We start from the raw sequence: 25,534 nt of genomic DNA, 5'->3' as shown, positions 1-25,534 counted from the left end.
TTTTTTGATATGTGTTTTCTTTGTCATATATTCCTCTTAGCAGGATTCCCTGCTGATTTTATAATATAGTAAGGCGGTGCTAATCAAGCTGCGTGTGCGAAAGCAAAATTGGCCATCTTTCTTATGTTTGCTTCCAGTACTTTGCTTATGGATGAACATACAGCCGCCACCGCATAGATAACGTGCCCAGCAGCTTTGACAGTTGTTCTTTTCGATCAAGGGAGCCTGGTATTCATTCAGACTCTCTAAATCAAGGTTGTCACCGTGGCCAACCTGTTCATTTTTATTTCCCACTTCCCACGGGCAAGTATAAAGATTGTTCTTGGCATCTACCATCAGGAAGGATTTTCCAGCGCCGCAATGATTCTCTGTTTGTTGCTGACTATCAAGTGCATGGAAGTATTGGTCAAAGACGCCGATTTTACGAAGTTCTCTCTCGCCGCCTTTTGCATACGCTGTTTTTGCGATCAGGTTCATTTGCGAAACGAATTCTCTATTGCTTACATCATCGTTGTCAGACACTGAATACGTGAACTCGTATTTATCCACGTCGAATTGACGGTAGAACTCATAGGCTTTTATTAAATCCAGATTATCAGCGTTAAAAACTCCGTGCAGCGTGATGAGCCCTAAAGAGTCGCGAACAGCAGAAATTTGGTTGAGTCCGTCAACGACCATTTCCGTGCTGCTAGCGCCTGTTTTCGTTGGGCGAGACTTGTCGTTAATGCTTGCAGGTCCATCGACGCTGATAGTGATATTGGCTTGAATACTTTTAAGTACATTCAAGGTTTTTTCATTAATCAATGTTCCATTCGTTACGATGGAAAAACGTGGATGGATATTCCGACCGGCAGCCATAAGTCGCACATAGTTGCCAATTTCTTGGATCCCTTCAGGATAAAGGAGGGGTTCGCCTCCAAGAAAAGTAATTTTGAAATTGCTATTGTCGGGGAGTCTTTCCAAAAAGAATTTCAACTGTGGCAAAGTTTTTTCGACATTGATCTTTGTTTGCGCAGCACCGTAAGTTCCGTCGCCACCGGCCGCGCAGTATGTGCATTTCAAATTGCAAATTTGAGTAACGTTAATCGTAAGACTGCGAATACCTGGTTCGAGCTTTCCAGATTTAACGTCGGGGTTGCTATCTTGTTCCCAAGCTGAAAGTTCGGCCAACGCTTCATTGACATCGTCAGTGGCTTGCATTGTCGACCAAGTCTCTTCAGAAATCTCTGCGACTTCAAGATTTCGGGCATGGAACGCTAGGGGAGCGCTTTGTCCCCATTTAAATGCCACAATGTCTTTGTAACGTCTTTGTTCCATGCGCATTAAGGAGCTGCAATAAGCGTTCCAAAATGAGACATCCGGCTTTCATTATAATATCTAGTATAATCAATAACTTACAATGGATGTGGCGGTGTATTTTTGGCTCCTTGTCAGGCGACCTAGGATCAAAAGGTAACTAATACACGAAGTGATAATGATTCAACAGGTGGTGAATAATCAACTTCGTATTTAATTTTCCGATAAGACAAGGTGTCTATAACCACCAAAACTTTCAGAAAAATCTCGTGGATTTTCCCGTTCATCTTTGGCGGATTGTTCGCGTTTGCGTCCCTAAGTTTTAGGATGTCTTACTTAGATGCATTATTTTTAGATCTAAGAGGTTTTCTTTCACGATTTCCGATTCATGACAGTGATGTTGTTGAAATCTCCATCAGTTCTTTGAAAGAAAAAAATCCTACTATTCCCATTAACAAACTACAGCAGCTCGTTGAAAAAATTGAAATGCAAAAAGCCAAAAAGATTATTTTGGCAATTTCTCCTGGCGAGATCCTAGCGTCCGAAGAGGAACTTGATCGGTTTGAAAAGCGCTTAGAAAAGTTATCGAATCTGTATTTATATTCAAGATGGGGCGCCGGTGAAGGAAGAGTTTTCGCAACTTCAAGGCACTTCGATGAATTCTCTCGACACCTAATTCATAAATTTCACTTAAATGTGTCTGACCAGAGAACTCGAAAACTCGTTTTCAGTATGGACGGAATTGGTCTTGATAGCGATCTAAAAGATTTCTTGAAGGTATTTGAGCTTCCAAACATCGATCTTGATAAAGCTCAAGGTGTCATCGATGTCCTAGGGACGAAGCAGGTTTATATAAAATTCTATTCCGCTGACAAATTAGGAACCTTTTCTTTAGATACTGAAAATTTGGTTCAAGTTCGAGATAAAATCGTCATTATTAGCTCAGAAGATCATCATTCAGGTGCAATTTCGACGCACCAGTTTGCAAGATTCTCCTTTTCGGAAGACGCGACAAATGAGGGATATTTTTCTGAGGGAAAATACTTAATTACTATAGTTAATAATATTAAAAATACCGATTGGATCAAAGAAGCGAAAGCAAGTGCCAACTTTTTTTGGATCTTTTTTGTTATTTCCTTAGAGCTATTTTTGTTGAGAAAGTTTTATCATCGTCCCGCCTTGTTTGTGGCGTGGTCTTTTATTGTTCCTACTCTAGCATTTTTGCTTTCGCTAGCCGTTTTTAGATTCTACTCGCTGAACTTGGATTTCAGTCGGATTTTGGTCGGTGGATTAATAATTCAGTATCTTGGAATTCCAATTCTATTCATTGTTTCACTTCGCTCTGCAGACAGAAAGCTTTTTGAAGAAAGTAAAAAAAGTGAGCGGGAAAAGCTTCAAGCTCGAATCATGGTCAAAGCCGCGACCACCGAAGCGACGTTGCGCATGGTGGGGCAGGTGTCGCACGATATTCGCAGTCCGTTGATGGCGTTGCAGGTGGCGAGTTCACTTCTGAAAGGGCAAGTGTCGGGGGACCTGCGGGATCTTATCGAAAATGCCACACAAAGAATTCGAAATATTTCTGAAGATCTTTTTCAAAGATATAAGACGAAGGGTTCTGATTTAGTGCAAGGGGATACTTCGCTGAAGGCGGCGCTTTCGGAACTGATTTCTTCCTATGAAAAAGTGCATGAGAAAGCGCGGTTCTTGAATCAAGTTCCTAGTGACGTAATCGCGTATTGGCCGCTTTATGCTATTCAGCGATCCTTTTCAAATCTACTGAATAACTCGTTGGAAGCTTGTTACGCCAAAGGCATTGATCCCTTGATTGAAATTAGTGCAGAAAAGCAGGCGGGGATTATCGTGATTTACCTCAAAGACAACGGCCCAGGAATTCCTACGGAGCACGTCAAATCGCTTTTTAAAGAGGGATCGACCTTTAATAAAAAAGGTGGAACAGGTTTGGGACTTTATCAGGTCAAAAAGGACTTAGAACTCACTGGGGGAGTCGTGTCTTACATTCCTTCAGCGCAAGGAGCGTGTTTTAAAATTGTGGTACCAATGGCTCTTGAAGCGGTTCGCTTCGGTGTCAGTGAAAGCGCTGTCATCGTGACTGCAGAAGACTCTGCAAGTCTACGGAAACGTTTTGAGGACGTAGGAATCAAGGTTTCTTCTTTCTCGACACTCTCTAAAGCAAAAGAATTTCTTATAGCAAACCCCGAGAAAAATCTGACTCTGATAGCGGACTTGCTTTTTCCTGGAGAAGAAGAAACGGGCTTTGATCTTTTAGACTCGCTTCCGCAAAAGCATTTGTACAAGGCTGTCTTGTGTACGTCATTAGTCGAAAGTGCGGATATTCAGGAGCTTGCGAACAAAAAAGGCGCTTTGCTGGTAAGGCGCTCTTTCTTTGACTCGATTCAAATTGCTAGGGCGAAGACATAAAAAAAGACCCGCTTATCCGGCGGGTCTTTTCTCTAATTGATCAAATTTCGATTACGGATTTGATGAAGTCGCTGTTGTGCGGAACTCACCGTTACCATCTGTGTACAGACGCAAATCGAAAGAGCGGTTGTTGATGATGTTTTGGATGTACATCAACGAACGGTAAAGCTTTTCTTCATTGAAGTTGCCGAAGCTGTATTGAACCGAGTTCGTGCCTTTCGCTGATAGAATCAATTCATAGCGAAGAAGCTTAGGACGGTCCGCCTCCGAGATGAAAGACATTAAGAAGCCAATGCCACGCTCTTTCCAGATTGGCATTTGTTGCAAGTCTTCGAACGCATCAAAGCGCTCTTGGACTGTTTTCTTAGGATCAATCACGATCTTAAGACGAGCTGCCACGCGGTTGATATCGCCGGTGAATGCGGCCACCCAGTTTGTGATGTAATCGATAGGGCTGTTGCCACCCACGAATGGACGAGAGCGAGGACGACCCTTCTCTTCAATGTATTGTTTGAAGCGCGCCGCTAGAGCTTTTTCAGTCATGTAAGGAATGACGTTCAACGCTTCAGGGTTGAAGAACACTTCTTGTTTGAAGTAGCCGTTCACGTGTTTTTTTGCGTTGTCGCTGTTCCAATTGTGCCAAGGAACTTTGTTAAATTCCTTTTCGCCGATAGTGTCTTTAACCAGGCGTTGGATTTCTTCGAAGTCTCTTTTAGAAACATCGCGCATTTTCATTTCTGCACTAGAAGTCAAAGTTACGAAACGCTGTGGAACCCAGTTGGAATCCGCAGTGAATAGCAAGTTTGAAGTCATCAAAGTCTCTTCACCGAACAATCCAAAAAGGATTTTCGTTTTTTTATAGCGAGATAATGTGTCTAGAAGGAAGTACTGCTCGTTATCTTGTTTGTCATAACTAAGGACTTTGTTTTCGCCATAAGCTTTACCAGCTTCGAACTTCCACAAGCTTAATCCAAACTTAACACGGGCGTCTTTATTGAATCCTTCAGAAGAGCCTTTGAACACGCGGTCGATACGACGTTGCTCAGGCGGCAATAGGCCGTCTTCCAAAGCGATGTTTTCAATGTCAGTTAGATCCGTCAAAAGCTCTTGAGTCAGATCTTTGCGAGTTACCAAAGGGTTCGCAATTTTGACGTCTTTCAATTGAACTTTATGCAGCATCAAGCTGTCGTAAGCTCTGGCAGCATCTGAATTCTTCAAGTCAAAAACATAGTCCAGCATAACGACGTCGTTCTTGCTGATACCAGAACTCAAATCAAGCGGCGTGATGCTCAACCATTTTTGAATACGGTCGTCGATGATGTGCACACCCAAAATTTCAAGATCATCATCAAGATCAATACCGGCATTAGCGCCAACGCCTTTGCCGCGAACTGCGATCAACTTCACGCGGACCTTGTCGTCAGCCATGCGGAAGATATGAACCATGAATTCGCCTGAAATGAAGGCGTGTGTTGAAGCTCCCGCAGTGAATTCACCTTTAAGAACGTCGTGACTTAAAGAAACAACGAATGCCAAACGGCCTTCGAAAGCCACGAAATCTCCTGGCTCCAAACGTTCCAAAGCTTTCTTAGCTGTGAAAGGCAAGTTTCTTGGAGTGTACGGCAAAGCCAATAAAGAGTCTTTTTGGCTTTTGAACTGACGAGCGAAAACGATTTCAGAATCTTTTTCGATGTTCATGCCAACGGGCGTGTCTAGGTCGTCGATAAAGTCGCCTGGGTTCAGATCGAACTTTAAAGAATATTTGTCGATGCGAGTATAAAAGCCATCAACGTAAGATGGTTCAGATTCGATACGATAACGAAGTGAAGTGGAGATCCCTTCTAAGATTTCAGCGTTTACAAGATTAACGCTGGCTCCAATATCCTGCTTAGCAACTTCTTTTTGGATCTTTTCCCAAATGTTTGCAGGTTTTAAAACTTCCCAACCAGCTTGAGCTGGTGCCACGGTTCCCAATAGGCCTGACGCTAACAAAAGCGCGAGTACTTGCTTTCTGATCATAATCCTTTTCCCTTCTTAAGAAGCTTCCAAGCTTCAGATACCAGAACGTCCGTTCAGGGCGACACGAAGGCTTACCAAGGAATCCTTAGAAGGCAAAAGCAAAAATAAAAAATCAGAACGAATTACCGGTAAATGTCGCTAGATACCATAAACTGATTGTGCGGAATTTACCGAAATGCTCTGATGATGGGTATGAAGGTAAAATTTATCATCGAGGGTAAGGCCACCGAGGTCATTGCTGAAGAGGGACGAACACTTTTGGACCTGGCACTCATCGCTCAAATCAATCCTCCATATTCTTGTATGGAGGGGACTTGCGGTACTTGCGGGGCGGCCGTTGAAGAGGGAAAAACCAGCGCGGATGTGGAAGGAACTCAAATTATCCGTACTTGCCAGGCAGTACCATGGTCCGAGTACGTGGTGGTGAACTACGATAAGAAGTCCAGCCCCTAATATGTTATTTGATTCGTGTTTATAAATAGTTATCCTGAATCATATGTCGCTCACGATAAAATTTTGGGGAGTTCGGGGCTCAATTCCATCGGCACCTCCTCCAACGGACTGGACTTATCATATTGAAGGAGTACTTCGTAACTTCTTCTCTATGGGCTATCGTGATCCTTCACAAATTTCTAAATACATTCAGACGGCAGAAGTTCCTAGCATCGGCGGTTATGGAGCAGCGACAACTTGTGTTGAGGTTCAAAGTAATAAAGCTCAATTGATCATTGATGGTGGCAGTGGGATTCGCAATTTAAGTGAACGAATCATGAGTGGCACCACGGGTCGGTCTAAGGGCGCGTTTCACATCTTCATGACTCACTTTCATTGGGATCATGTGATTGGATTGCCGTTCTTTACCCCTCACTTTATTCCTGGCTGTGAAGTTCACTACTATGCGGTTCAGCCCGAGCTTGAATCTTTGATTCGTGGAATTTTCAGTCGTCCTTATTTCCCGGTTCCGTTTGAATCTTTAAAGGCGAAAGTGGTTTTTCATACTTTAGAACCTCGCAAGCCTTTTCAATTAGAAGACATGACCATCACGCCTTACCAGTTGGATCATCCCGATCCATGTTGGGGCTTGAAAGTGGAAAGTGAAGGTAAAGCCTACGCTCATTGCGTGGATACCGAAGGCACTCGTGTGACCCGCGAAGAGCTTGCGGAGGATTTGCCTTTGTATCAAAACGTTGACCTTATGTATTTCGATGCGCAGTACACTCTTCCGGAGTTGGCAGAAAAAGCCAATTGGGGACATAGTGCGGCTCAAGTGGGCTTGGATATCGCCCTTCGCGAGGGAATCAAACGCATTTTATTTGCCCATCATGATCCTGGCGCTCGTATTGAGCATGTTTTAGAACTTAAAAGACAAACGCGTGAGTACTATGAATCACGCGAAAGATTCGCGACTAGAAACGGCGAAAAACTTCCGCCGATCCCATGGGACTTTGCCTACGAAGGCTTAGAGATTAAACTTTAAATCAGTTCGGTGCTTTTTCGGCGTCGAAAATCAATTCAACTTCAGTCGGATCATTTTCTTTAAACGCATTTAAAGATTCCAAAGTGCTTTGATCTAAGAGCACTTTCTTCGTGTTTTCCGGCCAAGGAAAATCATCGGCCGGGAAGCGCGTCCCGATTTTTTTCATGAATTGCGTCCACACTGGTACTGCTCCACTAGAACCCGTTAATCGGTGCGGAAGGTTGTTGTCGTAACCAACCCAAACCACCGTCGTCAGATAGGGAGTAAACCCGGCAAACCAAGCATCTTTGTTATCGCTTGTCGTTCCTGTTTTTCCAGCAGCGGGATTCTGAAATCCACTGAGCGTGATCGAACGAGCAGTTCCTGACAGAACAGTTTGCTTCATCATCCCGACAAGACTTGCGACGGCTGCAGGATCGACTGTGGGCTCGGGATTTATTTGATGAGCGAAGATTTCTACGCCATCAGAATTCAGAGCGCGGCGAACAAACGAGATTTTTTGTTTTTGGCCCATGTTCGCAAGGGTCATGTAACTTTGCAGAACTTCTTTCGGATACATTTCGAAAGCTCCCAAAGTCATCGCCGGGAAGGATTTCAGTTCTGATGTGACGCCCATGGTGTGGGTGACATCAATCACGTTTCCTAATCCGACGGCGATACCTAGAGCCGCTGTCGCAGCATTCAAAGAGTTCTTTAACGCATAAAACATCGGAACTTGTCCGAAATACTGTTTTCCGTAATTTACCGGAGACCAAGATTGGCCTTCGTATTTGTAATTGAATTTTTCATCGTTCAGTAACGTGATTGGAGTATACGGTTGTCCTTCAGAGGTTTGATTTAAAAGCGCCGTCAGGTATACAAAGGGCTTCATGATCGAACCAATTTGGCGGTGCCCATCAATAGCGCGATTGAATTGAGTCATGCGATAGTTACGGCCGCCTACGACGACACTCACAAGGCCGGTCACATTGTTTGCTACTAGGACACTGCCTTCAAGGCTGTTGCCTTTTTCGCGAAGACCTTTGATGTATTTGTTATTTTTCTCAAGATTGTCTAAGTGGCCGCGCAAAGACACTTGCGCCACTTCTTGCGCTTCCAAATCCAAAGCGGTGTAAATCTTTAAACCCTCGGGATTGATATTTTGTGAAAGAAGCTGCTTGCGAACGGCATCTAGATAGTAAGGTGCGGTTTCAGAGGCTTGAGTTCTGGGTTCGCCCGGAAGTGGCAAGCGGTCTGCGGCGTCGGCTTCATCTTTGGAGATGAACTGAAGACCTTGCATTTTTTCCAGAACCAAATGGCGACGGCGTTCTGCGTTTTCAGGTTTTCGGAAAGGGTTGTACAAGCCGGGACTGTTCACGATGGCGGCCATCAGTGAGCATTCGCTTAAATTCAGATCCGCGATTTCTTTTCCGAAATAGTAACGGGCTGCTGAACCGTACCCGCGAACTTGAAACGCTCCATTTTGTCCCATGTAAATGACGTTCAGATAGGTTTCAAGGATCTGATCTTTTGAAAAACGCGATTCTAACAGGATGGACATCACGAACTCTTGAAATTTTCTTTTCAGAGTTCTTTCACTTGTTAAAAAGTAGTTCTTTACAAGTTGTTGAGTGATGGTGCTACCACCTTGAGCTCTTCGTCCCGCCGCAATATTTTTTACCAGCGCACGGAAGATACCTTTAATGCTGACTCCGCCATGCTCCAAAAATTGAGCATCTTCAATGGCCATGATCGCATTCAGACACATCGGAGGAACTTCTCCTAATGTCACTGTCTTTTGCATCAAAGGTTCATTGCCAATGTATTGAGCAAGTAATGGAGCTTCGGCGTGGGCTTCGGTCATCTCGACAAACGGAGCCCCTTTAAAAATTTGCGAGATCAAACGATCTTTTTGTACGACCAGAATTTGTAAAGAGCTGTCCACGTCAGCGGTAGCCGTATCCAATGTCACCCAACCGATGCAGGCCTCTTGATTTTCATTCAAACCCACTTGCAAACGGGCCGCACACTGCTCTCGATTGGCTATGAAATAATCTCCGGGAAGAATGCGTTGATCATAGTCGCGACGGCGATAATTCTGGCGCAAAAGCTGTTTTTCAACTTCGGAAATCTGTATCAAGCTGTGAGCGTAAAAAGTTGGTGGAGCTGCATAGAACTCTGTCGGAACGATGAACTTTTTCGACTCCAACTTTTCCGTCAGTTCTTTTTCCAGTGTGACGTAGGCATAGACGCCAACGCCAAGGCCAGAGATGATTACAAGCGTCACAAGGATTGTAAAAGCAATTAAAATGGTCTTTAATCGTGGTCGCAACATATATGTTAAGAGTAGTGCAAAACTCTCTCTGAAGCAAATGAGCGAAATTTAAATTTTCCTAAGCTTGTTTGAACGAAAGGATTGGTTGTGGCTAAGAAGAAAGCTTCTGCTAAAAAAGCCAATGTTAAAAAGGTCGTTAAAAAGACCGCTTCTAAAAAAACTCCTAAAAAAGTAACTAAAAAATCTGCTCCGGCTAAGAAGGCCCCCGCAAAAAAAACGGCGGCGAAAAAAGCTCCGGCAAAAAAGGCCGTAGTGAAAAAGGCAGCCCCTAAGAAGGCCGCTCCCAAAAAAGCAGCGAAACCTTCTGCTGTTAAGAAAACGGCTAAAGCTCCTGCGAAAGTCGCTTCTGCGCCGAAAGCTTCTCACTTGGTCAAAGAAAAAGCCCCAACGAAAAATTTGGATCTCAGCAATTTCGTAACTCCATTGGATGATCGCTTGATCGTGCAACTTTCTGGAGCAGAGAAAATGACTCCAGGTGGTTTGTACATTCCGGATACAGTGGCAGATACTTCTGGCAATCTACAAGGTCAGGTTGTTGCTGTCGGTCGCGGTCACATGAGCAAAAAAGGTCATTTGAAACCGATGGACGTTGTTGTCGGTGATAAAGTGATCTTCTCTGAGTACGCTGGCAATAAAATCAAAATTCAAAACGAAGACCTCATCATCCTTCGCGAGGGGGATGTCCTTGGCGTGGTCGCAAAATAAAAGGAATGAAAATGAATAAGAATCTTTTGAAAGCATTGGGTCTTTCGGTGGCGCTTTTGTCCACAACGGCCAACGCCATGAGTTTGGATTGGAGCGGGGGCTACCGCGCAGAATGGACTGAAGTGGATAAACCATCTTTGGGTTCACCTTCTGAAAGAAAAGCCTATGGTTTGAACTATCTTTACTTGAGCCCAAAAATCATCGCGGCTGATGGCGTAAACATCATTTCTCGCTTCGATGTTTTGAACAGTTCTCAATATCCGAACTCGCAAGTAGGTGAAATCTGGGGATTGAATCAAAACACACAAGGCACTGCGACTTCGACGAACGAAGGTTCTGTTGATTTGAAAGTCAGCCAACTTTACTTGAATGTGAACCAAGAATACGGCGCTTTGATCGTCGGTCGTGCTCCCTTCGAATTCGGTTTGGGTATGACTTACAACGCGGGTAAAGGTCCTTTTGATCACTGGTACGACACTCGCGATATGATTGCTTACAAAATCGTAGTAGGTGACTGGTTCTTCATGCCGCAATTAAGCCGCAAACAATCCAGCGGTTACGGTCAGGGTGGAACGATCTCTACATTGGGTTTCCAACTTCAATATGAAAGTGAAGAGAACAAATCTTTGCTTGGCGTTTATCAAGAAAACGTTAAAGGCGTAAAAGAAGTTTTGGCTTACACGGACGGACAAGTAGCTGCAATGGGCGGCGACAGCATGAACTCAGATATGAACATCCAAAGAACGAACTTCGTTTTGGGTCGTGGCTTTGATGCTTTCGGGTTCAAATTAGAAGCTGGTTTCCAAAGTGGTGAGTCTGGAGTGACAAAAGGCACAGAAGACGTCAGCGTGAATGGTTTCGGTATCGCAGCTGAAGTTTACAGCCAGAAGAATGAATCCAAATGGGATTACAAATTGATGTTAGGTATGGCGACTGGAGATGACCCGTCATCAACAGAGTTCAGCGGTTACGCTTTCAACCGCAACTACGGGCCGGCAATGCTTCTTTTCAATCACCGTTTAGGCAGAAAAGATTTCTTGAACACGAATGCGTACCGCACAGATGTTTCTCAAGCGGATGCAACGGCGGGAAATTCTGCGAATGTTGGAAACTCTGCGGATGATGAACTTGTGAGCAACACCATCTACGTTGCACCTTCAGTGAACTACGCATGGAATGAAAAAGTGGATGTTCGCAACACACTCGTGTGGGCACAAATTTCTAATGTCGTAAAAAACTCTGTTGATTCTTCAAAAGATCTGGGCCTAGAATGGGATATCGAAGTGATTTACAGACCATCTGAAAGAATTCAGTGGGTGAATCAAGTCGGTCTTCTCTTCCCGGGTGACGCCTTTAAAAATGGCAACGACGGTTTAGAGAATAGTTTTACATTTGGATTTGCATCTAAAGCCGCCATCAGCTTTTGATAACAACTTGATTGCAACTTGTACGACAGCTTGATGACTAAATGATTACATCTTGTTTGGTGGTGAGCAGGGCCCGAGGGACGAAAGTCCCTCGGGATTTTTTTTCTGGGGCTTGGAATTGGCTTCGAGCGGGGGATTTGCAAGGGAAGTGGTTTGAAGCTTCTCGCTGCGGTCGGCACACCATCGTGGTTCGTCGCCGCCGCCTTTCAGGCGGTTCGCGCATCGTGCGCCGGCGAAGGCCTTCCTTCGGAGAAGCATCAAACCACTTCCCTTGCAAATCTTGCTGAGGCGACTCCATCTCTAGACAATAAAAAAAAATCCCGAAATGGGAGCTGGTGTTTTTTCTGGGCTTCGCCGGTTTTTACGTTGATTTGATTTTTGAAATCGTCGGGGTGACTCTTCGAATGAAATTTTACTTCCACGGTGGAAGTAAGCGTTTGCGTCACGTCGTTAGTTAAAATAGGAAACGGGCCCGTCGTGAGCCCGTTGGAGGAACTGTTAGTTTTTTCTTTTGCTGTATTCTTAGAATCTGCCGCGGATGTCGAGTCTTTGTTGCAGTGATTGCGGAGAGATTGGCGATACTGTGCCGAAGCTTACGCCGTTGTTAGTTTGCGGCAGGAAGTTCGGTAGAGTAGTTCCAGGGACAGTCGTAACTTGTGGTTGAACTACGATTCCAGGGGAAACTGTTAGGTTTGCTCCTGTTCTTGTTGAAACACCTGGAACTATTGTCGTCGTTGTTCCCATGCGCCCTGGGTTTTGTAGGCGAGAATCTAAGCTTACACCTGGAAGTACAGTAGTGCCTCCGCCGATTCCAGCTCCCATGAAGTTGTAAACATCAGTATTCATACCGTTGTAGATTTTTTGGATGTACGAGTTGATTTCAGTCATATACTGGTTCTTCAAAGTCGCACTTGTCTCAGAAGATTTCAAACCTTCAAGACCCATTTGTGTTTGGCTTAGGACATTATTCAGCAATGATTCAAGGTCTGCTCTACGGTAGTTACCTTCGTTGAACAAATAGTTTCCAAGATATGGATCTTTAGTGTCTCTAGCTTGAACATATGTTTGTTGTAGTTCAAGAGCTTCGGCGCGGATCATCTCTGACTCGGCAGAAATCAATCTTCTTCTTACATCTTCGAATTTGCCTGGAACGCCGCTGATCAATTCGCGTACAAGTTTAAGTGCTTCATCACGCATTGCCGCAGGATCTTTCATCGCGGAATCAGATTCGCTGAAGAAGCTCCATTGGCCTGGCATTACGGATGCTCTTCTTTGGCCGTTTACGATGCGACGAGATTCAGCGATTTCGCTCAAGATCAAAGATTCGATATTTTCTTTGTAGTAATCATAAGCGTCTTCTTTATTGATCGATTTCGCGTTTGATTTAAGAATGCGGATATATTTAGTAGTACGGCAAGAAAGAACGTCAGAGTTGCTTTTCTTGTCGTCACATTTTTCCAGAGATGCGAATGGATTGATCTTGGCATCGCCCGACGCTTCCACTTCCTGCGTCGCCTCCGCCTTCGGTTTTTCCTGAGTCGTCAAGCGGGCGCCGATGGCTTTCATCAATGCGACATTCAAGCTGTCGATGTCTTCTTTGTTTTTTACACTTAATGGATAGGATTCGTAGCCGCAAGAGTCGCAGGCTTTACCTTCTGTCATTTTCTTTGGAACTAACGCGAGGACTTTGTCTTCACCGTTATCAATGTATTTTACTGGGACCACACCGTCGGCGGTGTAGATTTTTGATGGCGTGATGCCTTCACCTTCTGTAGAGGCGAAGTCAGCAGACGCCACTCCCGCAGTATGAGTGTTGAAAGATACATTTAAACCTAGCACAGCGAGCAGTGTCGCCGTTAAGACCCATTTGTGTGTTGGGTAAGTGAAAGTTTTCATAAGTCCTCCTATATATGGGTCTTCCAGACCCTTTTTCCTAACCTGATGTAAAGCGAGGGCCGCGCCAACTTGAGGGCTTGGTGCCAGAGGGGGTAAGTGATGAAAATTTCAAAGGGTTCTCATGTTGAGAATAGGGAATCGCAAGTGGCTCTCTGTAAAACTTCTGGTGTCCCACCCTGAGAAGGCTAAAAAAACACCTGAAATCAGTGATTTAGAGCTGACGACCGCCAACTTTGAAAAACACCCTGAAAGCGCCCATTCACGTCACTTTTATAAGACGTCTTGCCTATTAACTCAGTTTCATTCATAACCACGACGATGAAGTTTCATTTCCCTCGAAGCCCTAAGCCAGAGCATGTTTCCCAGTCTGATTGGAATAATTGGACCTGGCAGCTTCGCCATAGCTTGAAAACGCAAAGCGATTTTGAAAAACACTTCACGCTTTCCGAAGAAGAGCGTCTGGCTTTTCAAGGTGGTAAAGAACTTTTTAATATTCGCACAACGCCTTACTACGCAAGCCTTGCGGGGGAGCCTGGCGATTCGATCCGTCAGATCTTAATGCCGCAAAAATATGAAATCGAAGAAGGCTTGCAGCAGATGCTCGATCCTTTGGGAGAGAAAAGAAATAATCCCGCGCCTCGCGTGATTCATCGCTATTCGGATCGCGCCTTATTTTTGATCACGGATATCTGCAGTGTTTATTGTCGCTTTTGCACGCGTAAACATTTCACCGGACAAGAACAAGCGTTTATTAAAAACGACGAATACGAGCAAGCGCTCAACTACATCCGCAAACACACGGGCCTTCGCGAAGTTATTCTTTCTGGCGGAGATCCTTTAACTGTCAGTGATGCGCAACTTGACCGTGTACTGACGGACCTAAGAAATATTGAGCACATCGAAATCATTCGCATTGGTTCCCGTATGCCTGTGGTATGTCCTATGCGTGTGACAGATGACTTGGTGAGGATTTTAAAGAAACACAAGCCCGTCTTTTTAATGTCTCATTTCAATCATCCGCGAGAACTCACAGCGGAAGCTGTTGAAGCTTTGGAAAGATTCGTCGATAACGGCGTTCCGGTGATGAATCAAATGGTTTTACTTAACGGCATCAACAATCATCCTGCAATTGTCCAAGCTTTAAATCGTCGTTTGCTTTATTTACGTGTGAAGCCTTATTACATGTTCCAATGCGATCCTTCGATTGGTACCGATCACTTGCGGACATCTGTTGAAGACTCATTAGAGATTCAAAAAGAGTTGTGGGGTCATCTTTCCGGACTCGCGATGCCGAATCTTTCTTTAGATATTCCGAACGGTGGAGGAAAAACGTATCTTGTGCCGAACTTCGAGGTCGGGCAAGAAGGGTTGACTCGTCACTACATCGGTTGGGACGGAGTGAAGGCGGAATACGTCAGCCCCGCTCCAGAAAAAATAAAAAAGCCAGATGTCTCTTTGTATGAAGAAGAATGGCTTGCGCTTAAGAATTCAAAGTCTCTCTAAACTTTTGAGTCGGATTTTCTTTTTTAAAATTATTCTTTAAGGTCTTTGTTGTTTTCCTGCCAAGGCCAACGCCCATGAATCTCTACGCTCAAAGACCAACTTAAAAAAGTTCGAATCAAAACGATAAGGCCCAACACTCCTAAATTTTGATAAGTGGGCTCAACGGCGACGGTTCCGATAATGTCTCCGGCAACCAATAATTCCAGTCCCAATAGAATGGCGTTTCCCATACCGCTGCGATACTTGCGATATCCTTCCGGATCTTTATTAAAATAGTGTTTTAAATATTTTCCAGTAGAATAAATGGCACCAATAATAATGGTGCCAATGCCCGCAAGCTCAAAGGCCACAGCGATTTGTCGTACGTTCTCGTGAAGCATCGAACTCCTCCAAATTTCCGGTATAGGAGCGTCTTCAGTGTCTCGCAAATTTCGGATTTGAAAATCTTTAATTCGACACTTCTTTTCTGGGTACGTTCAGACCACACACTTTCTTTTTACCTGCTGAACCACAATTACATTTTTGTATTTAGACTGTTCGCGGAGTGTTCCGCTACGTTACCGGAAATTTTGCGGAACATTCCATGGCTGTTGCGCAACTTTGAAAAACACTAAAACAACAGAAAAAAGGTATTTTATGAAATCAGTATTTGTTTCTCTACTAACATTGGTTATTTCTTCAAGTGCGTTCGCCGTTCATGCTGGAAGTTCCTGGAGTCAGATCTTCGCGGATCGCGATGCTGTCGTTGAACATGGCTACAATTTGCATGGCATCTCTTTGTCAAATGCCTGCATGACGGACTATGAGATCAGAGCCATCAGCGCAACAAGAGAGTGTGCCGAGCTTGTTCCGGTAAAAAGAAACATTCCTGAAGGTGAAGGTGGCGGTCCGATCACAGACTGGGTTTGTGCTCGTTATGAAACAGTTCACAAAACAGCACCTCGCACTTACGAAGCTCCAGAGTGTTTACGCTTTGAAGGTTCTGGCGAGCAAACACCAGTTTGCACAGAGTGGGGAACTCGTGACGTGACTGTGCCAAGAACAATTTCTACACAGGTTCACGTGACTCGTGGTGAAGCGGGAACTTCTTTCTTTAAAAGTTTCACTTTCCCAACATGTGATGTTGTTCAGCCGAGATAAACATTGATGCATTTTCCCCTGAGGCTTCTCGGGGGAAAATCTCACCTCGAAACACGAAAGTGATTCAATCTTGCGCAGGACTCGTCCTTTACAACAATCTCGTGTTTGCTATGTCTTCCTAAATTTATCCCATAGTCTTGTGAAGTTCCCATCGTGATTACCGAAAAATTTATCACGCCACTTTGAAGGAACTTATGGGAATGAGAATTACGACAAATATCGCTGCACTGAATGCACAAAGAAACTTGGTAGGTTCGCAACGAGCTATCAATGATTCTATGGCGAAGTTATCTTCAGGCAGTCGTATCAACAAGGCAGCTGATGATGCCGCTGGCTTAGCTATCTCCGAAAGATTAAAAGCGCAGATTCGCTCTGCATCTCAAGCCCAACGAAATGCGAACGATGGTATTTCCCTGATTCAAACAGCAGAGGGTGGCTTGAACGAAATCGGCAACATCATAGTGCGCTTACGTGAATTAGGAATCCAAGCGGCTTCCGATACGGTGGGCGAAACTGAGCGCGGTATGCTTAACAAAGAAGTTACTCAGCTTAAAGACGAAATGCAGCGTATTGCGAAGTCAACGACATGGGGAACGACGAAGCTTCTTGATGGCTCTGCTCCTAAGTTCGATTTTCAAGTGGGTATCGGCAATGATGATTTTGCCGATCGCATTTCCTTTGATGCCGGCAAACACGCGGCGACGATCGATGCTCTGGGATTAGATGGAATTGATTTTTCTTCGAAAGAAGGCGCACAAGAAGCGTTGGCACGTCTTGATGATGCGCAAACAAATGTCAGCGGCACACGCGCTTATCTGGGAGCTTTACAAAATCGTCTGACATCAACCGTAGACAACTTGGGTGTTACTCAAGAAAACTTGGCAGCAGCAAACAGCCGTATTCGTGATACCGATATCGCGGCGGCTTCCAGTGAAATGGTTCGAAATAATATTTTATTGCAGGCGGGAACTTCCGTGTTGTCGCAAGCAAACCAAGCCAACCAATTGGCATTGAAACTGATTGGTTAATTGATTTCTCCGTTGGGGATGGCCGTGAAAGCGGTCATCCCTTTTTTTTATGGCTTAAGTTCAACAGTCAAGTAAGCGTAGTCGTTTTCAACACCTTGGCTGAATCTCATAATTTCTAGTTTTGACGGATTGTTAAACTGAATCCAAGACGATGTTGAAGAAAACTTCGGCGTCTTTTGATCACGATCAATCACCCAATACAAAACTTCAAAAGCCGATTTCTGCGAATCTCTTCCCTGATATTGTCTTACTAAGAAGTGCACTCGGAATTGGCGCAACCACTTGGTTCCTTTGCCGCACCAAACGTCCCAATCATGGGCATCAGGTTTATCAAAAACATGCGCACATTTTAGATCAAAGGTTCCGTCGCTAGACATGTAGTGAAAGCTCACCATGTCTTCGGTGATCTCTTTCGTATTGGTCAGAAAAAAACCTGCGGGTGCAGAAAAAGAAAGAGATGGTAAAAGAACTAGAACTGCAAGTAGGACGTGCTTAAGTGTTTTCATACTTCAAGATTACAGTTCCGAACGAGCAGGGGCAACGCCCGTTGATTTTCACCAAGACTTTGCTCGGGCTCCAAATAAAGTCTGTCGATATTTTTGACATAGACCCGCGCTAAGCGGACTTGGCTATTGATTCTTGTGCTGAACACCCATTAAAACGACAAACAAGCGCCAGTTTCATGGCCAACCCTTTGCAACCTGCTACCAAGAGTCTTTGGTATTCAATGAGGTGCCTATGTTGAAATCTGTAATTTCGCTGTTAATGATTCTTCTTATCGGAAGCACAAGCTTCGCTCAAAATACTGAATACTGGGATGCCGACAAACTTCAGGACAACAAAGAGTGCTTGCTTAAAGTTGTTCGCAATCGAATGAAGAGCACTAAAACAGGCACTGTAAATCTTAAAATTGAAAGCCAGACGGACCTCGTTGTCTTTCAAGACGCCATGGAAAAATGGTGGGGAATTCGCCCTGATTTTTTCTTAAACGTTTACGATGGCAATACCAACACGATTTATCTTATGAATAAACGCGCGTCCTATAAACATCCTCGAACGCCGGTAGATTCTTTAGTTCATGAACTCACGCACTACGTGCAAGTCATCGATCAAGGCGGTGGCTCCGGAGATGGAGATCTTTTAGAAGGGGAGGCGGTACAGGTTCAATCCTCGTTCCGAGAAACCCGCGGTCATTTGATTCAGAATGATAAATACGAAGGACCTTGTGAATAAAAAAAAGCCCAGCGAAAGCCGGGCTTTTTTTATTCAATTCTAAAATTCAAAATTAGAAGTTGAAAGAGTAAACTGCTGAAGTGATAGCAGCAGAACCTGCAGCTTCATCATCAAACCAGTTCCAGATTTCCATGCGCTCGATACCTAGAGCGCCCGCGCCGCGAGGCAATTTGATTTGACCACCGAAACGGAAAGAAGGACCGAAAACAGTTTTGTCATCAGCGCCATCCATTTTGATCATAGAGATACCAACACCTGGAGCCATGTATGCATTTACATTAGATGCATCAACTAGCTTGATCAAAGAGTGACCACCGAAAGAAAGGATTTGCGGAATTCCCGCATCTTTCTTTTCAGTTTGCAAGAATGCGTAACCACCGAAGGCACCTTGTTCTTGGCTGAATTCTAATCTGCCGCCAATGTTAAGCGCAGAGCTGCTCATACCCAAGCTGATGCTTGCAGTGTTTTCGCCGTTAGACGCTACAGAACGAGCTGGAGCTGGTCTTTGAGCAAAAGAAACAGATGAAACAAATAAACATGCTACAACAAAAAACTTTTTCACAGTAGTACCTCCTCAGGTAGCCAAACTAGATTTGTCAGGAACCATGATTTTGGCAACACAAAAATACAAATTATGCTCAATATCAATATTCTAGATGCGCTCTAAACGGGCATATTTCACGACGAATTTCTTCACCGTATTATCTGTGAACATCACGCTGACTTTAAAGTTTTCGCCCGTTCCTTCGGTCGCATAGACAGTGCCGGCGCCGAAGGTAGGATGACGAACACGCATGCCTTTGGTGAACTGACCGCCTTGCGAGCCTTCATTTTCATAGTCCGGAAAGGCTTGGCTATCATCAAAACTTTGTGGGCGTGCTTTGTTGCGATCCGATGCCAACGATCCCCAGCGAGGGCTGTCGAAGGCTCCATCCGCATCGTAAGAGCTAGAGCCATAGCGTGAAACAAAGCGAGGTCCTTCGGCAATAGCCGCTTTGAAGTCCACGTACTCTTTCGGAATTTCTTTAATGAAGCGAGATGGAGGATTCATTTGCTCCTGTCCCCACACGCGACGCATTTTGGCGTAAGTCAGCCATAATTTCTGGCGAGCGCGAGTCATGCCCACGTAAGCCAAGCGGCGTTCTTCTTCAACGTCTTCTTCACCATCGCTATCCAGGCTTCGGCCACTTGGGAAAAGATTTTCTTCCATCCCCACAACAAAGACGTAAGGATATTCCAAACCTTTGGAAATATGCAAAGTCATCAAAGTGACCGAGTTTTGCTCTTGATCTAAAGAGTCCACATCGCTGACTAGAGCCATCTCTTCTAAGAAGCTTGTCAAAGTTCCTTCGTCACCACGCTCTTTCGCGAACTGGGCGATGGCATTGTCGAGTTCTTCTAAGTTTTCGATACGAGCTTGCGCTTCTGGAGATTCGTCTTTTTTCAAGTTCAGCAAATACTCTGTGCGATCCAAAACGATGTGATAGAAATCGACAATCTTGAAATTCAAAGCATTGGCTTGCAATTCATCCATCAATTCCAAGAAGCGACGGATCTTTCCTGTTGTTCCCGCATTGAAGATGCGATCATCGCAGGCTTTGCCCGCGGCAAGATACATGCTGGTTCCGTGTTGAGCAGCGTACTCTTCCAGTTTTTCAATCGTCGTCTTACCTATTCCACGTGCGGGAACATTGATGATACGTTTTAGAGCAATATCGTCGGCGGGATTGATCGCAAGCTTCATGTACGAAAGAATGTCTTTGATCTCCATGCGCTCATAGAAGCGCACGCCGCCCACCAGGCGGTAAGGGATGGCCAAAGTGCGCATTTGTTCTTCAAGAACACGAGACTGCGCATTCGTACGATAGAAGACAGCGTAGTCATTGTAAGAGCCTTCGCCCTCATTCATCATCGTCTGAATGGTTTTTGCGACAAACTTCGCTTCATCGTATTCATTTTTTTCTTCACGAACATGAATCAAGTCACCGGCATTGTTCGAAGTGAAAAGAGTTTTATCTTTTCTTTGCGAATTGTTTTTAATCACCGAAGTCGCGGCATTCACAATGTTAGCCGAAGAGCGATAGTTTTCTTCAAGCTTGACGACTTTGGCTTCCGGGAAGTCTTTTTCAAAATCCAGAATATTTTTAATATCAGCACCACGCCAGCTATAGATCGACTGATCCTCATCACCCACAACGCAAAGATTACGATGAGCCTTCGCCAACATCTGCACCAAAAGATATTGAATGTGATTGGTGTCTTGATACTCATCCACCATAATGTAACGGAATTTTTCCTGATACATTTTTAAAACATCAGGGTACATGCGGAAAAGCTCGTAGGTCTTCATTAACAAGTCATCGAAATCTAAGCTGTTCGCTTTTTTCATTTCGACTTCGTAGGCCTTATAGACCTCAACCGTTTTTGCATCCATCAAGCGCTTCGCATTTTTTTCGAAAGCTTCTGGCGAAAGTCCCATCATCTTCGCGCTGCTGATACGGCTTTGGAAGTTTTTCGCCGGATACATCTTGTCGTTGATATTCAGCACCGTCATAACCTTTTTGATTTGGCTTAACGTATCGGATGAATCATAGATGCCGAAGAAAGGTTTGTAGTCGAGCAAAGTGATATGTTGACGAAGCACGCGCACGCAGAAACTGTGGAAGGTGTTGATCCAAAGTTGAGCGCGAACATGTGCACCCATCTCAGAAAGGATCTTGTAAATACGATGCTCCATCTCTTTGGCGGCCTTATTGGTGAAGGTCACACAAAGGATCTCATCGGGGGCGGCAACCCCTTGGCCGATGATATTGGCCATGCGATGGGTAAGAACGCGGGTCTTTCCCGAGCCGGCACCCGCTAAAATCAATAAAGGCCCCTCAAGGGTTTCGACAGCGTCTTTTTGCGGAGGGTTTAAATCTTTCGTAACAAAATCAAGTACATCCATGGCTTTTCCTCGTCACAAGAGGGGCCCCTTCCAGAGCCCTTTCACTGTCGAACCTTTAGTGGGACTGACAAAGTTTGTCTATCCCTAAGTTTTCATTGAGTTTTTTGCCCATTTTAACTATAACTATAACGCGTTTGGTCAATGGGCTTTAGGGACCTTCCGTTTATAGTGCTTAGAGAGGACTTTGTGAAGAACGTTTTCAGTCGGATCATAGCAGCAATTTCAGTATCTGTGTTGGCAGCCTGTGCGCCGCAAACAGATTCTGCTACGGAAACGGGCAGCGTCCGAGTTTTAGCTCCTATGAGCAACTCGAAAGGCTCCTACTCTCTGGATATATTCGAATTGAAGGGCATCACGGATCTGCAAACCGTGGCCGGTAAGTTTGTGCGTTTCTTCTTAAGCCCTCGCATCGCCAATAAACAATTACAAGGTTCCGCTCCTCAAGGTCGTTTCATTAAAAATTCGGATGGAGCTTTCATTCCTGCCAATGAAATGACTCAGCAATTAGTTACAATCTATGCGCACACGCAAAGACTGGCGCTTTTGGATGAAGAGTTAGGAGCTGGTGGAGTGAACAAGTGGCCTCGCGATGTCGGTGTCGCTGTGAAGGTTCGTGGCGGTCTGACGAACAACGCTTTCTATGATGGCAATACGGACTCCATGCTTTTAGTTCCTTATTCTTCAGAAGGTCTTCCAATTCCTATCAACGGTGGGATCTTGGCTCACGAACACTTTCATTCTTTGTTTTATAAACTTGTGATGGGTGACGAACGCGCGCAAATTCATGATCGTGAAAACTTCTTAGAGCGTGCGATCGTAGAAGATCTTTCTGTTCGTCACCGTCGTCTTCTGCCTATCAGTACGGGCGAAGAAATGAGCGAAGCCCAAATGCACATGTACTATCACCTGGCGATCATTCGCGGTTTGAATGAAGGTCTTGCTGATTACTGGGGCTGGATGTACACCGGCGACCCTGATTTTATCGCGCAGTCTTTGCCTTCTGAAAAAGCGACACGTTCTTTAAAGGTACGCGACGAGAAATCCGTGAACTCATTGCCGTCAGTGGAAAATATCAAAAGGTCTTTAAATATCTTTTATTCCGGGGCTGCTGATAAGGCGCGTTTCTCTGACTACGTTACGGGTTATGCGTATTCATTGGGAACGCAGTTCTCTCGCGTTCTTAAACGTTATACGGACATTTACTCTAAAGCGCGTGGGATCGAAGATCTTCAAGCACGTAAAGACATCGCAAAGTTGATTGTGAAAGTTCTGCCGAAAATGAAAGACGACTTCGATAAGCTGGATTTGAATTATTATACGGCTGACAAATTTTTGAAGTCGATGTTTGCCCTGAATGAGAGTTACCGTGAAGAAGAGTGTCAGTTCTTAGCTGAAGTCATTTCTTCCTCAGTCGCAACGACGGAAGAAGCGCTGACTTGCGAAAAGATGGCCGAGTCTGAATTCAAATTGGTGCCTAAAGTGGAAGTTGCTCCGGTTGAAACGCCTTCAGTCACAGAAAGCAGCTTGCAATGAGAGCTCTTGTTTTCCTCGCGTTGGTAATTTCTTCTTCTGTGAGCTGGGCGCAGGAATCACGTGCAAGAATGCCGAAGGTGACTCCGGAAGCTCCCTCTTATCTGACCGTCAATCTGATCAATCCCGAGATGCGCTATGAGCGGGCAAACTCGCAAGAGATCGAAGATGTGAAGCCTTTAAATTTCTCTTTTGGTTATCAAAAAAAACGTCTCAGTTTTCTGGCTGAATATGCGCGTTACTCTGAAGATTCTGGAAACGCGACTTCAAGTATCGAGCGCACTCATCAAGAACTTTTGGTGTGGGGTCGCTACCATCTAGTTAATAAAGTGCAAAACGAATTGTCTGGCGCCTTGTATGGTGGCGTTGGTTTAGGTGGCTATCAAGAAGAAGTGAAGACAACTTTGATGGGTGACAGCCGCACTGATAAAGAAAACATCAAGATGATGTCGGGACTCTCTGTCGGTGGCGAAGGAGCTTATCGACTTCAGAACTTTGGTTTTGTTGCCGGTGTTGAGGGTCGCGCCCTTATCGCATCGGACTTCGACCCAAATCCTGTGTGGAGTGTCGTGATCCGCTTGGGTGTGCGCTTCGCTCTCTAACCATAGTCTAATGTTAACAAAGTTGTTTCCACGTTCCGTGTTCTCGCGAAAAATGAGGACATGAAAACATATTCTTTATTCGCCTTAATTACATTATTCAGTGTTATTACCGAAGCAAGAACATGGCAGAAGATAGACATTCCGGGCACCCATTGTGGAAATGGGGAAGTCTATAGCGTCTATCTTGATCGCAAAGACGATGACAGGCTGCTGATCGAATTCATGGGTGGGGGAGCCTGTTGGTCGGAAGGTACTTGCTACGGCTCAAGCCCATTAACTCGTCTTGCTCCCTTGCCGGGAGATCCCCAAACCACTGTGATGGCGCAAGAAAAGCCCAGCAATCCGTGGCAAGAGCATTCGGCCCTCTTCTTTCCTTATTGCACGGGCGACGTTTTTGCCGGAACTCACGAGGCTCACTATAAGACCGGAGCGACTCTCTATCACACGGGTGCCACGAATGTCGCAGCGGCTTTCGCTTATTTAGATCAACAGCGGATCATCGACTTTAAAAACCTTTCCGAATTGACAGTGTGGGGATGGTCCGCCGGAGCGATTGGGGCTCTTCTGCACACGGAAACGATGCGACCTTACCTAGGGGTCGGTACACGTAAAACAATTATTGCTGACAGCCCGGGATTGCATTTCGGAAAAAACTTTTGGAAGAAGTTTACTCCTTTACTGACTCAAGACTATCTTGCGCAATTTGCGAAAATTGGACTGATGGCATCCGTCGACGATGGGTTTATAGCTCCGTTGATGGGACCTGTATTCGCAAAATTGTCTGATTGGAATATTGGTATTATGCAGTCGACAAAGGATATGGTGATGTCGATGGTGTTTGGCAACATCACGCCTGAAGCTCATCGCACCTTGGTGTTAGGGCCCTCGGGAATCGCCGTGATTGCCGCTCCCTTTGCCAATGTAAAAACATGGGTTGCGGATGTCGTCACTCACACCTTTTTGCAACGGGACCAGACAGCGTCGGTGAAAGATATGAAAGGCGAAACAGCGTGGGACTTTGCCTTGAGGGTGTACGGGATAAAGAAAAACCCCGTGATTTCTCACGGGGTTCATCAGGATTTGAAAAAAACGATTCGTGTATCTGTTATTCAGTGATTCGTTGAACGATCGCCGAACCTACTCTGCTTTTCGTAAGAAGTTCAGTGCGGTAAGACTGAGCTTCTTTTTGAGTCGCAAACTGACCCACGCTGACGCGGTAGTATTGTTTGCCTTTGATATTAGCAGGTACGTAGAACGCGCTGTAACCTTTGCCTTTAAGATCTGAAGCCAATTTTTGAGCTTCGGCTTCGTCTGTGTAAGAAGCTACTTGCACCGTGAATTTTCCAACAGTGTATTGCGCTACATCTTTTGGAAGTGAAGAAGGAAGACGCTCTTCTTTAGTCACTGTTGCGGCTTTTTCCGTCGCGTCGTGAGTTGTTGGAGCTTTTCCAGAAGCGATGTTTTTAGCCGCTGAAGAAGGCTCTTCCGTTTTAGTTACTGGAGAATGCTTGTCACCTTTAGGATTTGCAGGCTTCGCTGTTTCAGCTTTTGGTTCTGTCTGAGTTTTTGTTTCAGCAACTTCGCCGTGAGCATCGTGACCGACAGTTTTTTCATCGTGAGAAGCGCCGTGGCCTTCTTCACCATGAGGAGCCGCTGGAACTGGAGCCACTTCGTCAGCCACGAATTCTTCTGCAAGCTTTGCGATCTCTTCATCCGTCATCTGCCCAGATTTAGTTTCGCCATGACCGTTGTTAACAGACGCTACTTCACGTTCGCCGTGAGCATTGTTTTTTTGCGGTTCAAGAGCCGCCAATTGATGTTGGTTGTCACTGTACTTTTTGCCAACGAATGTTCCTACAGAGAAGAACAACAATGAAACAAAAAATACTATCGAAAGCTTCACAACCGCGTCTGTTTTAGAACTCATTTTTTCAATCCTCATGTTTAAACTCACTTGAGTTAATATGCTCTGATTTTT

Annotated in this window: 22 protein-coding genes; 13 read left to right on the top strand and 9 right to left on the bottom strand. The window is 44.9% G+C overall.

From position 1 onward, the window contains the following. Nucleotides 1-36 precede the first annotated feature (36 nt). Nucleotides 37-1,317 (bottom strand): radical SAM/SPASM domain-containing protein, encoded by a 1,281-nt coding sequence (locus AZI87_RS04205; RefSeq protein WP_063206566.1) that lies wholly within the window; start codon nt 1,315-1,317, stop codon nt 37-39. Nucleotides 1,318-1,623: 306 nt separating this feature from the next. Here AZI87_RS04205 and AZI87_RS04200 point away from each other — a divergent pair, with 306 nt between their 5' ends. Continuing rightward, nucleotides 1,624-3,735 carry a sensor histidine kinase gene (locus tag AZI87_RS04200; protein ID WP_063205152.1) on the top strand — a complete coding sequence of 704 codons (2,112 nt, stop codon included), beginning with the start codon at nt 1,624-1,626 and terminating at the stop codon, nt 3,733-3,735. A gap of 51 nt (nt 3,736-3,786) precedes the next feature. Here the strand turns inward: AZI87_RS04200 and AZI87_RS04195 are convergent, their stop codons facing one another. Further along, nucleotides 3,787-5,754, bottom strand: a complete 1,968-nt coding sequence (locus AZI87_RS04195; protein ID WP_253696423.1) for a hypothetical protein — start codon at nt 5,752-5,754, stop codon at nt 3,787-3,789. Between the two features lie 183 nt (nt 5,755-5,937). Here AZI87_RS04195 and AZI87_RS04190 point away from each other — a divergent pair, with 183 nt between their 5' ends. Continuing rightward, nucleotides 5,938-6,207, top strand: coding sequence for a 2Fe-2S iron-sulfur cluster-binding protein (locus tag AZI87_RS04190; RefSeq protein ID WP_063205150.1), 270 nt, complete (start codon nt 5,938-5,940; stop codon nt 6,205-6,207). A gap of 43 nt (nt 6,208-6,250) precedes the next feature. Beyond that, nucleotides 6,251-7,231, top strand: a complete 981-nt coding sequence (locus AZI87_RS04185) for an MBL fold metallo-hydrolase (RefSeq protein ID WP_063205149.1) — start codon at nt 6,251-6,253, stop codon at nt 7,229-7,231. 1 nt (nt 7,232) lies between these two features. Here AZI87_RS04185 and AZI87_RS04180 read toward each other — a convergent pair whose 3' ends face one another. After that, nucleotides 7,233-9,497: a transglycosylase domain-containing protein gene (locus AZI87_RS04180; protein WP_253696421.1), complete on the bottom strand. Its 2,265-nt coding sequence runs from the start codon at nt 9,495-9,497 to the stop codon at nt 7,233-7,235. 135 nt (nt 9,498-9,632) lie between these two features. Here AZI87_RS04180 and AZI87_RS04175 point away from each other — a divergent pair, with 135 nt between their 5' ends. Both AZI87_RS04175 and AZI87_RS04170 read left to right on the top strand, forming a co-directional pair. After that, entirely contained in the window at nt 9,633-10,250 is a 618-nt protein-coding gene (locus tag AZI87_RS04175) for a co-chaperone GroES (protein ID WP_253696419.1), read from the top strand. A gap of 11 nt (nt 10,251-10,261) precedes the next feature. After that, complete coding sequence (locus tag AZI87_RS04170; protein WP_063205147.1) at nt 10,262-11,677, top strand: hypothetical protein; 1,416 nt, start codon at nt 10,262-10,264, stop codon at nt 11,675-11,677. A gap of 522 nt (nt 11,678-12,199) precedes the next feature. On the opposite strand, the gene AZI87_RS04160 is transcribed toward AZI87_RS04170, so the two are convergent. Next, complete coding sequence (locus AZI87_RS04160) at nt 12,200-13,573, bottom strand: hypothetical protein (RefSeq protein ID WP_063205145.1); 1,374 nt, start codon at nt 13,571-13,573, stop codon at nt 12,200-12,202. Between the two features lie 121 nt (nt 13,574-13,694). On the opposite strand from AZI87_RS04160, the gene AZI87_RS18095 reads away from it, so the two are divergent. Both AZI87_RS18095 and AZI87_RS04155 read left to right on the top strand, forming a co-directional pair. Beyond that, nucleotides 13,695-13,883 (top strand): hypothetical protein, encoded by a 189-nt coding sequence (locus AZI87_RS18095; protein ID WP_155722492.1) that lies wholly within the window; start codon nt 13,695-13,697, stop codon nt 13,881-13,883. A gap of 8 nt (nt 13,884-13,891) precedes the next feature. Beyond that, entirely contained in the window at nt 13,892-15,076 is a 1,185-nt protein-coding gene (locus tag AZI87_RS04155; protein WP_063206564.1) for a KamA family radical SAM protein, read from the top strand. 29 nt (nt 15,077-15,105) lie between these two features. Here AZI87_RS04155 and AZI87_RS04150 read toward each other — a convergent pair whose 3' ends face one another. Then, complete coding sequence (locus AZI87_RS04150) at nt 15,106-15,456, bottom strand: DUF1622 domain-containing protein (protein ID WP_063205144.1); 351 nt, start codon at nt 15,454-15,456, stop codon at nt 15,106-15,108. A gap of 256 nt (nt 15,457-15,712) precedes the next feature. Between AZI87_RS04150 and AZI87_RS04145 the strand changes: the two genes are divergently transcribed. Together AZI87_RS04145 and AZI87_RS04140 are read left to right on the top strand one after the other, a co-directional pair. Beyond that, nucleotides 15,713-16,216: a hypothetical protein gene (locus tag AZI87_RS04145; RefSeq protein ID WP_063205143.1), complete on the top strand. Its 504-nt coding sequence runs from the start codon at nt 15,713-15,715 to the stop codon at nt 16,214-16,216. 194 nt (nt 16,217-16,410) lie between these two features. Then, complete coding sequence (locus AZI87_RS04140; protein ID WP_063205142.1) at nt 16,411-17,244, top strand: flagellin; 834 nt, start codon at nt 16,411-16,413, stop codon at nt 17,242-17,244. 47 nt (nt 17,245-17,291) lie between these two features. Here the strand turns inward: AZI87_RS04140 and AZI87_RS04135 are convergent, their stop codons facing one another. Next, complete coding sequence (locus AZI87_RS04135) at nt 17,292-17,750, bottom strand: hypothetical protein (protein WP_063205141.1); 459 nt, start codon at nt 17,748-17,750, stop codon at nt 17,292-17,294. 232 nt (nt 17,751-17,982) lie between these two features. Between AZI87_RS04135 and AZI87_RS04130 the strand changes: the two genes are divergently transcribed. Next, entirely contained in the window at nt 17,983-18,477 is a 495-nt protein-coding gene (locus tag AZI87_RS04130; RefSeq protein WP_063205140.1) for a hypothetical protein, read from the top strand. A gap of 52 nt (nt 18,478-18,529) precedes the next feature. Here the strand turns inward: AZI87_RS04130 and AZI87_RS04125 are convergent, their stop codons facing one another. Beyond that, nucleotides 18,530-19,039, bottom strand: a complete 510-nt coding sequence (locus AZI87_RS04125) for a hypothetical protein (RefSeq protein ID WP_063205139.1) — start codon at nt 19,037-19,039, stop codon at nt 18,530-18,532. Between the two features lie 90 nt (nt 19,040-19,129). Beyond that, entirely contained in the window at nt 19,130-21,424 is a 2,295-nt protein-coding gene (locus tag AZI87_RS04120) for an ATP-dependent helicase (RefSeq protein WP_063205138.1), read from the bottom strand. 186 nt (nt 21,425-21,610) lie between these two features. Here AZI87_RS04120 and AZI87_RS04115 point away from each other — a divergent pair, with 186 nt between their 5' ends. From AZI87_RS04115 to AZI87_RS04105, 3 genes are read left to right on the top strand one after another with little or no spacing between them, the layout of a single operon-like run. Next, nucleotides 21,611-22,957, top strand: a complete 1,347-nt coding sequence (locus tag AZI87_RS04115) for a hypothetical protein (RefSeq protein ID WP_063205137.1) — start codon at nt 21,611-21,613, stop codon at nt 22,955-22,957. Beyond that, complete coding sequence (locus AZI87_RS04110; protein WP_063205136.1) at nt 22,954-23,556, top strand: hypothetical protein; 603 nt, start codon at nt 22,954-22,956, stop codon at nt 23,554-23,556. The genes AZI87_RS04115 and AZI87_RS04110 overlap by 4 nt, the downstream gene beginning before the upstream one ends. A 60-nt stretch (nt 23,557-23,616) precedes the next feature. Next, the gene (locus tag AZI87_RS04105; protein ID WP_063205135.1) at nt 23,617-24,672 is read left to right on the top strand and encodes a pectin acetylesterase-family hydrolase; all 1,056 of its coding nucleotides are present in this window, start codon (nt 23,617-23,619) and stop codon (nt 24,670-24,672) included. Here AZI87_RS04105 and AZI87_RS04100 read toward each other — a convergent pair. Next, entirely contained in the window at nt 24,662-25,483 is an 822-nt protein-coding gene (locus AZI87_RS04100) for an SPOR domain-containing protein (RefSeq protein WP_253696418.1), read from the bottom strand. The two genes, AZI87_RS04105 and AZI87_RS04100, sit on opposite strands and share 11 nt — an antisense overlap. Nucleotides 25,484-25,534 lie beyond the last annotated feature (51 nt).

The organism is Bdellovibrio bacteriovorus (assembly GCF_001592745.1).
Classification (GTDB): Bacteria; Bdellovibrionota; Bdellovibrionia; order Bdellovibrionales; family Bdellovibrionaceae; genus Bdellovibrio; species Bdellovibrio bacteriovorus_B.
Note: the sequence above shows the minus strand (reverse complement) of the source record. Positions and strands in the feature narration are given on the sequence as shown.

What these genes read in the sequence shown, in the direction of transcription:
- AZI87_RS04205 (WP_063206566.1), bottom strand. Translation starts at nt 1,317, where the DNA reads ATGGAACAAAGACGTTACAAAGACATTGTGGCATTTAAATGGGGACAA.
- AZI87_RS04200 (WP_063205152.1), top strand. Translation starts at nt 1,624, where the DNA reads ATGTCTTACTTAGATGCATTATTTTTAGATCTAAGAGGTTTTCTTTCA.
- AZI87_RS04195 (WP_253696423.1), bottom strand. Translation starts at nt 5,754, where the DNA reads ATGATCAGAAAGCAAGTACTCGCGCTTTTGTTAGCGTCAGGCCTATTG.
- AZI87_RS04190 (WP_063205150.1), top strand. Translation starts at nt 5,938, where the DNA reads ATGATGGGTATGAAGGTAAAATTTATCATCGAGGGTAAGGCCACCGAG.
- AZI87_RS04185 (WP_063205149.1), top strand. Translation starts at nt 6,251, where the DNA reads ATGTCGCTCACGATAAAATTTTGGGGAGTTCGGGGCTCAATTCCATCG.
- AZI87_RS04170 (WP_063205147.1), top strand. Translation starts at nt 10,262, where the DNA reads ATGAATAAGAATCTTTTGAAAGCATTGGGTCTTTCGGTGGCGCTTTTG.
- AZI87_RS04160 (WP_063205145.1), bottom strand. Translation starts at nt 13,573, where the DNA reads ATGAAAACTTTCACTTACCCAACACACAAATGGGTCTTAACGGCGACA.
- AZI87_RS18095 (WP_155722492.1), top strand. Translation starts at nt 13,695, where the DNA reads ATGTTGAGAATAGGGAATCGCAAGTGGCTCTCTGTAAAACTTCTGGTG.
- AZI87_RS04155 (WP_063206564.1), top strand. Translation starts at nt 13,892, where the DNA reads ATGAAGTTTCATTTCCCTCGAAGCCCTAAGCCAGAGCATGTTTCCCAG.
- AZI87_RS04150 (WP_063205144.1), bottom strand. Translation starts at nt 15,456, where the DNA reads ATGCTTCACGAGAACGTACGACAAATCGCTGTGGCCTTTGAGCTTGCG.
- AZI87_RS04145 (WP_063205143.1), top strand. Translation starts at nt 15,713, where the DNA reads ATGAAATCAGTATTTGTTTCTCTACTAACATTGGTTATTTCTTCAAGT.
- AZI87_RS04140 (WP_063205142.1), top strand. Translation starts at nt 16,411, where the DNA reads ATGGGAATGAGAATTACGACAAATATCGCTGCACTGAATGCACAAAGA.
- AZI87_RS04135 (WP_063205141.1), bottom strand. Translation starts at nt 17,750, where the DNA reads ATGAAAACACTTAAGCACGTCCTACTTGCAGTTCTAGTTCTTTTACCA.
- AZI87_RS04130 (WP_063205140.1), top strand. Translation starts at nt 17,983, where the DNA reads ATGTTGAAATCTGTAATTTCGCTGTTAATGATTCTTCTTATCGGAAGC.
- AZI87_RS04120 (WP_063205138.1), bottom strand. Translation starts at nt 21,424, where the DNA reads ATGGATGTACTTGATTTTGTTACGAAAGATTTAAACCCTCCGCAAAAA.
- AZI87_RS04110 (WP_063205136.1), top strand. Translation starts at nt 22,954, where the DNA reads ATGAGAGCTCTTGTTTTCCTCGCGTTGGTAATTTCTTCTTCTGTGAGC.
- AZI87_RS04105 (WP_063205135.1), top strand. Translation starts at nt 23,617, where the DNA reads ATGAAAACATATTCTTTATTCGCCTTAATTACATTATTCAGTGTTATT.
- AZI87_RS04100 (WP_253696418.1), bottom strand. Translation starts at nt 25,483, where the DNA reads ATGAGTTCTAAAACAGACGCGGTTGTGAAGCTTTCGATAGTATTTTTT.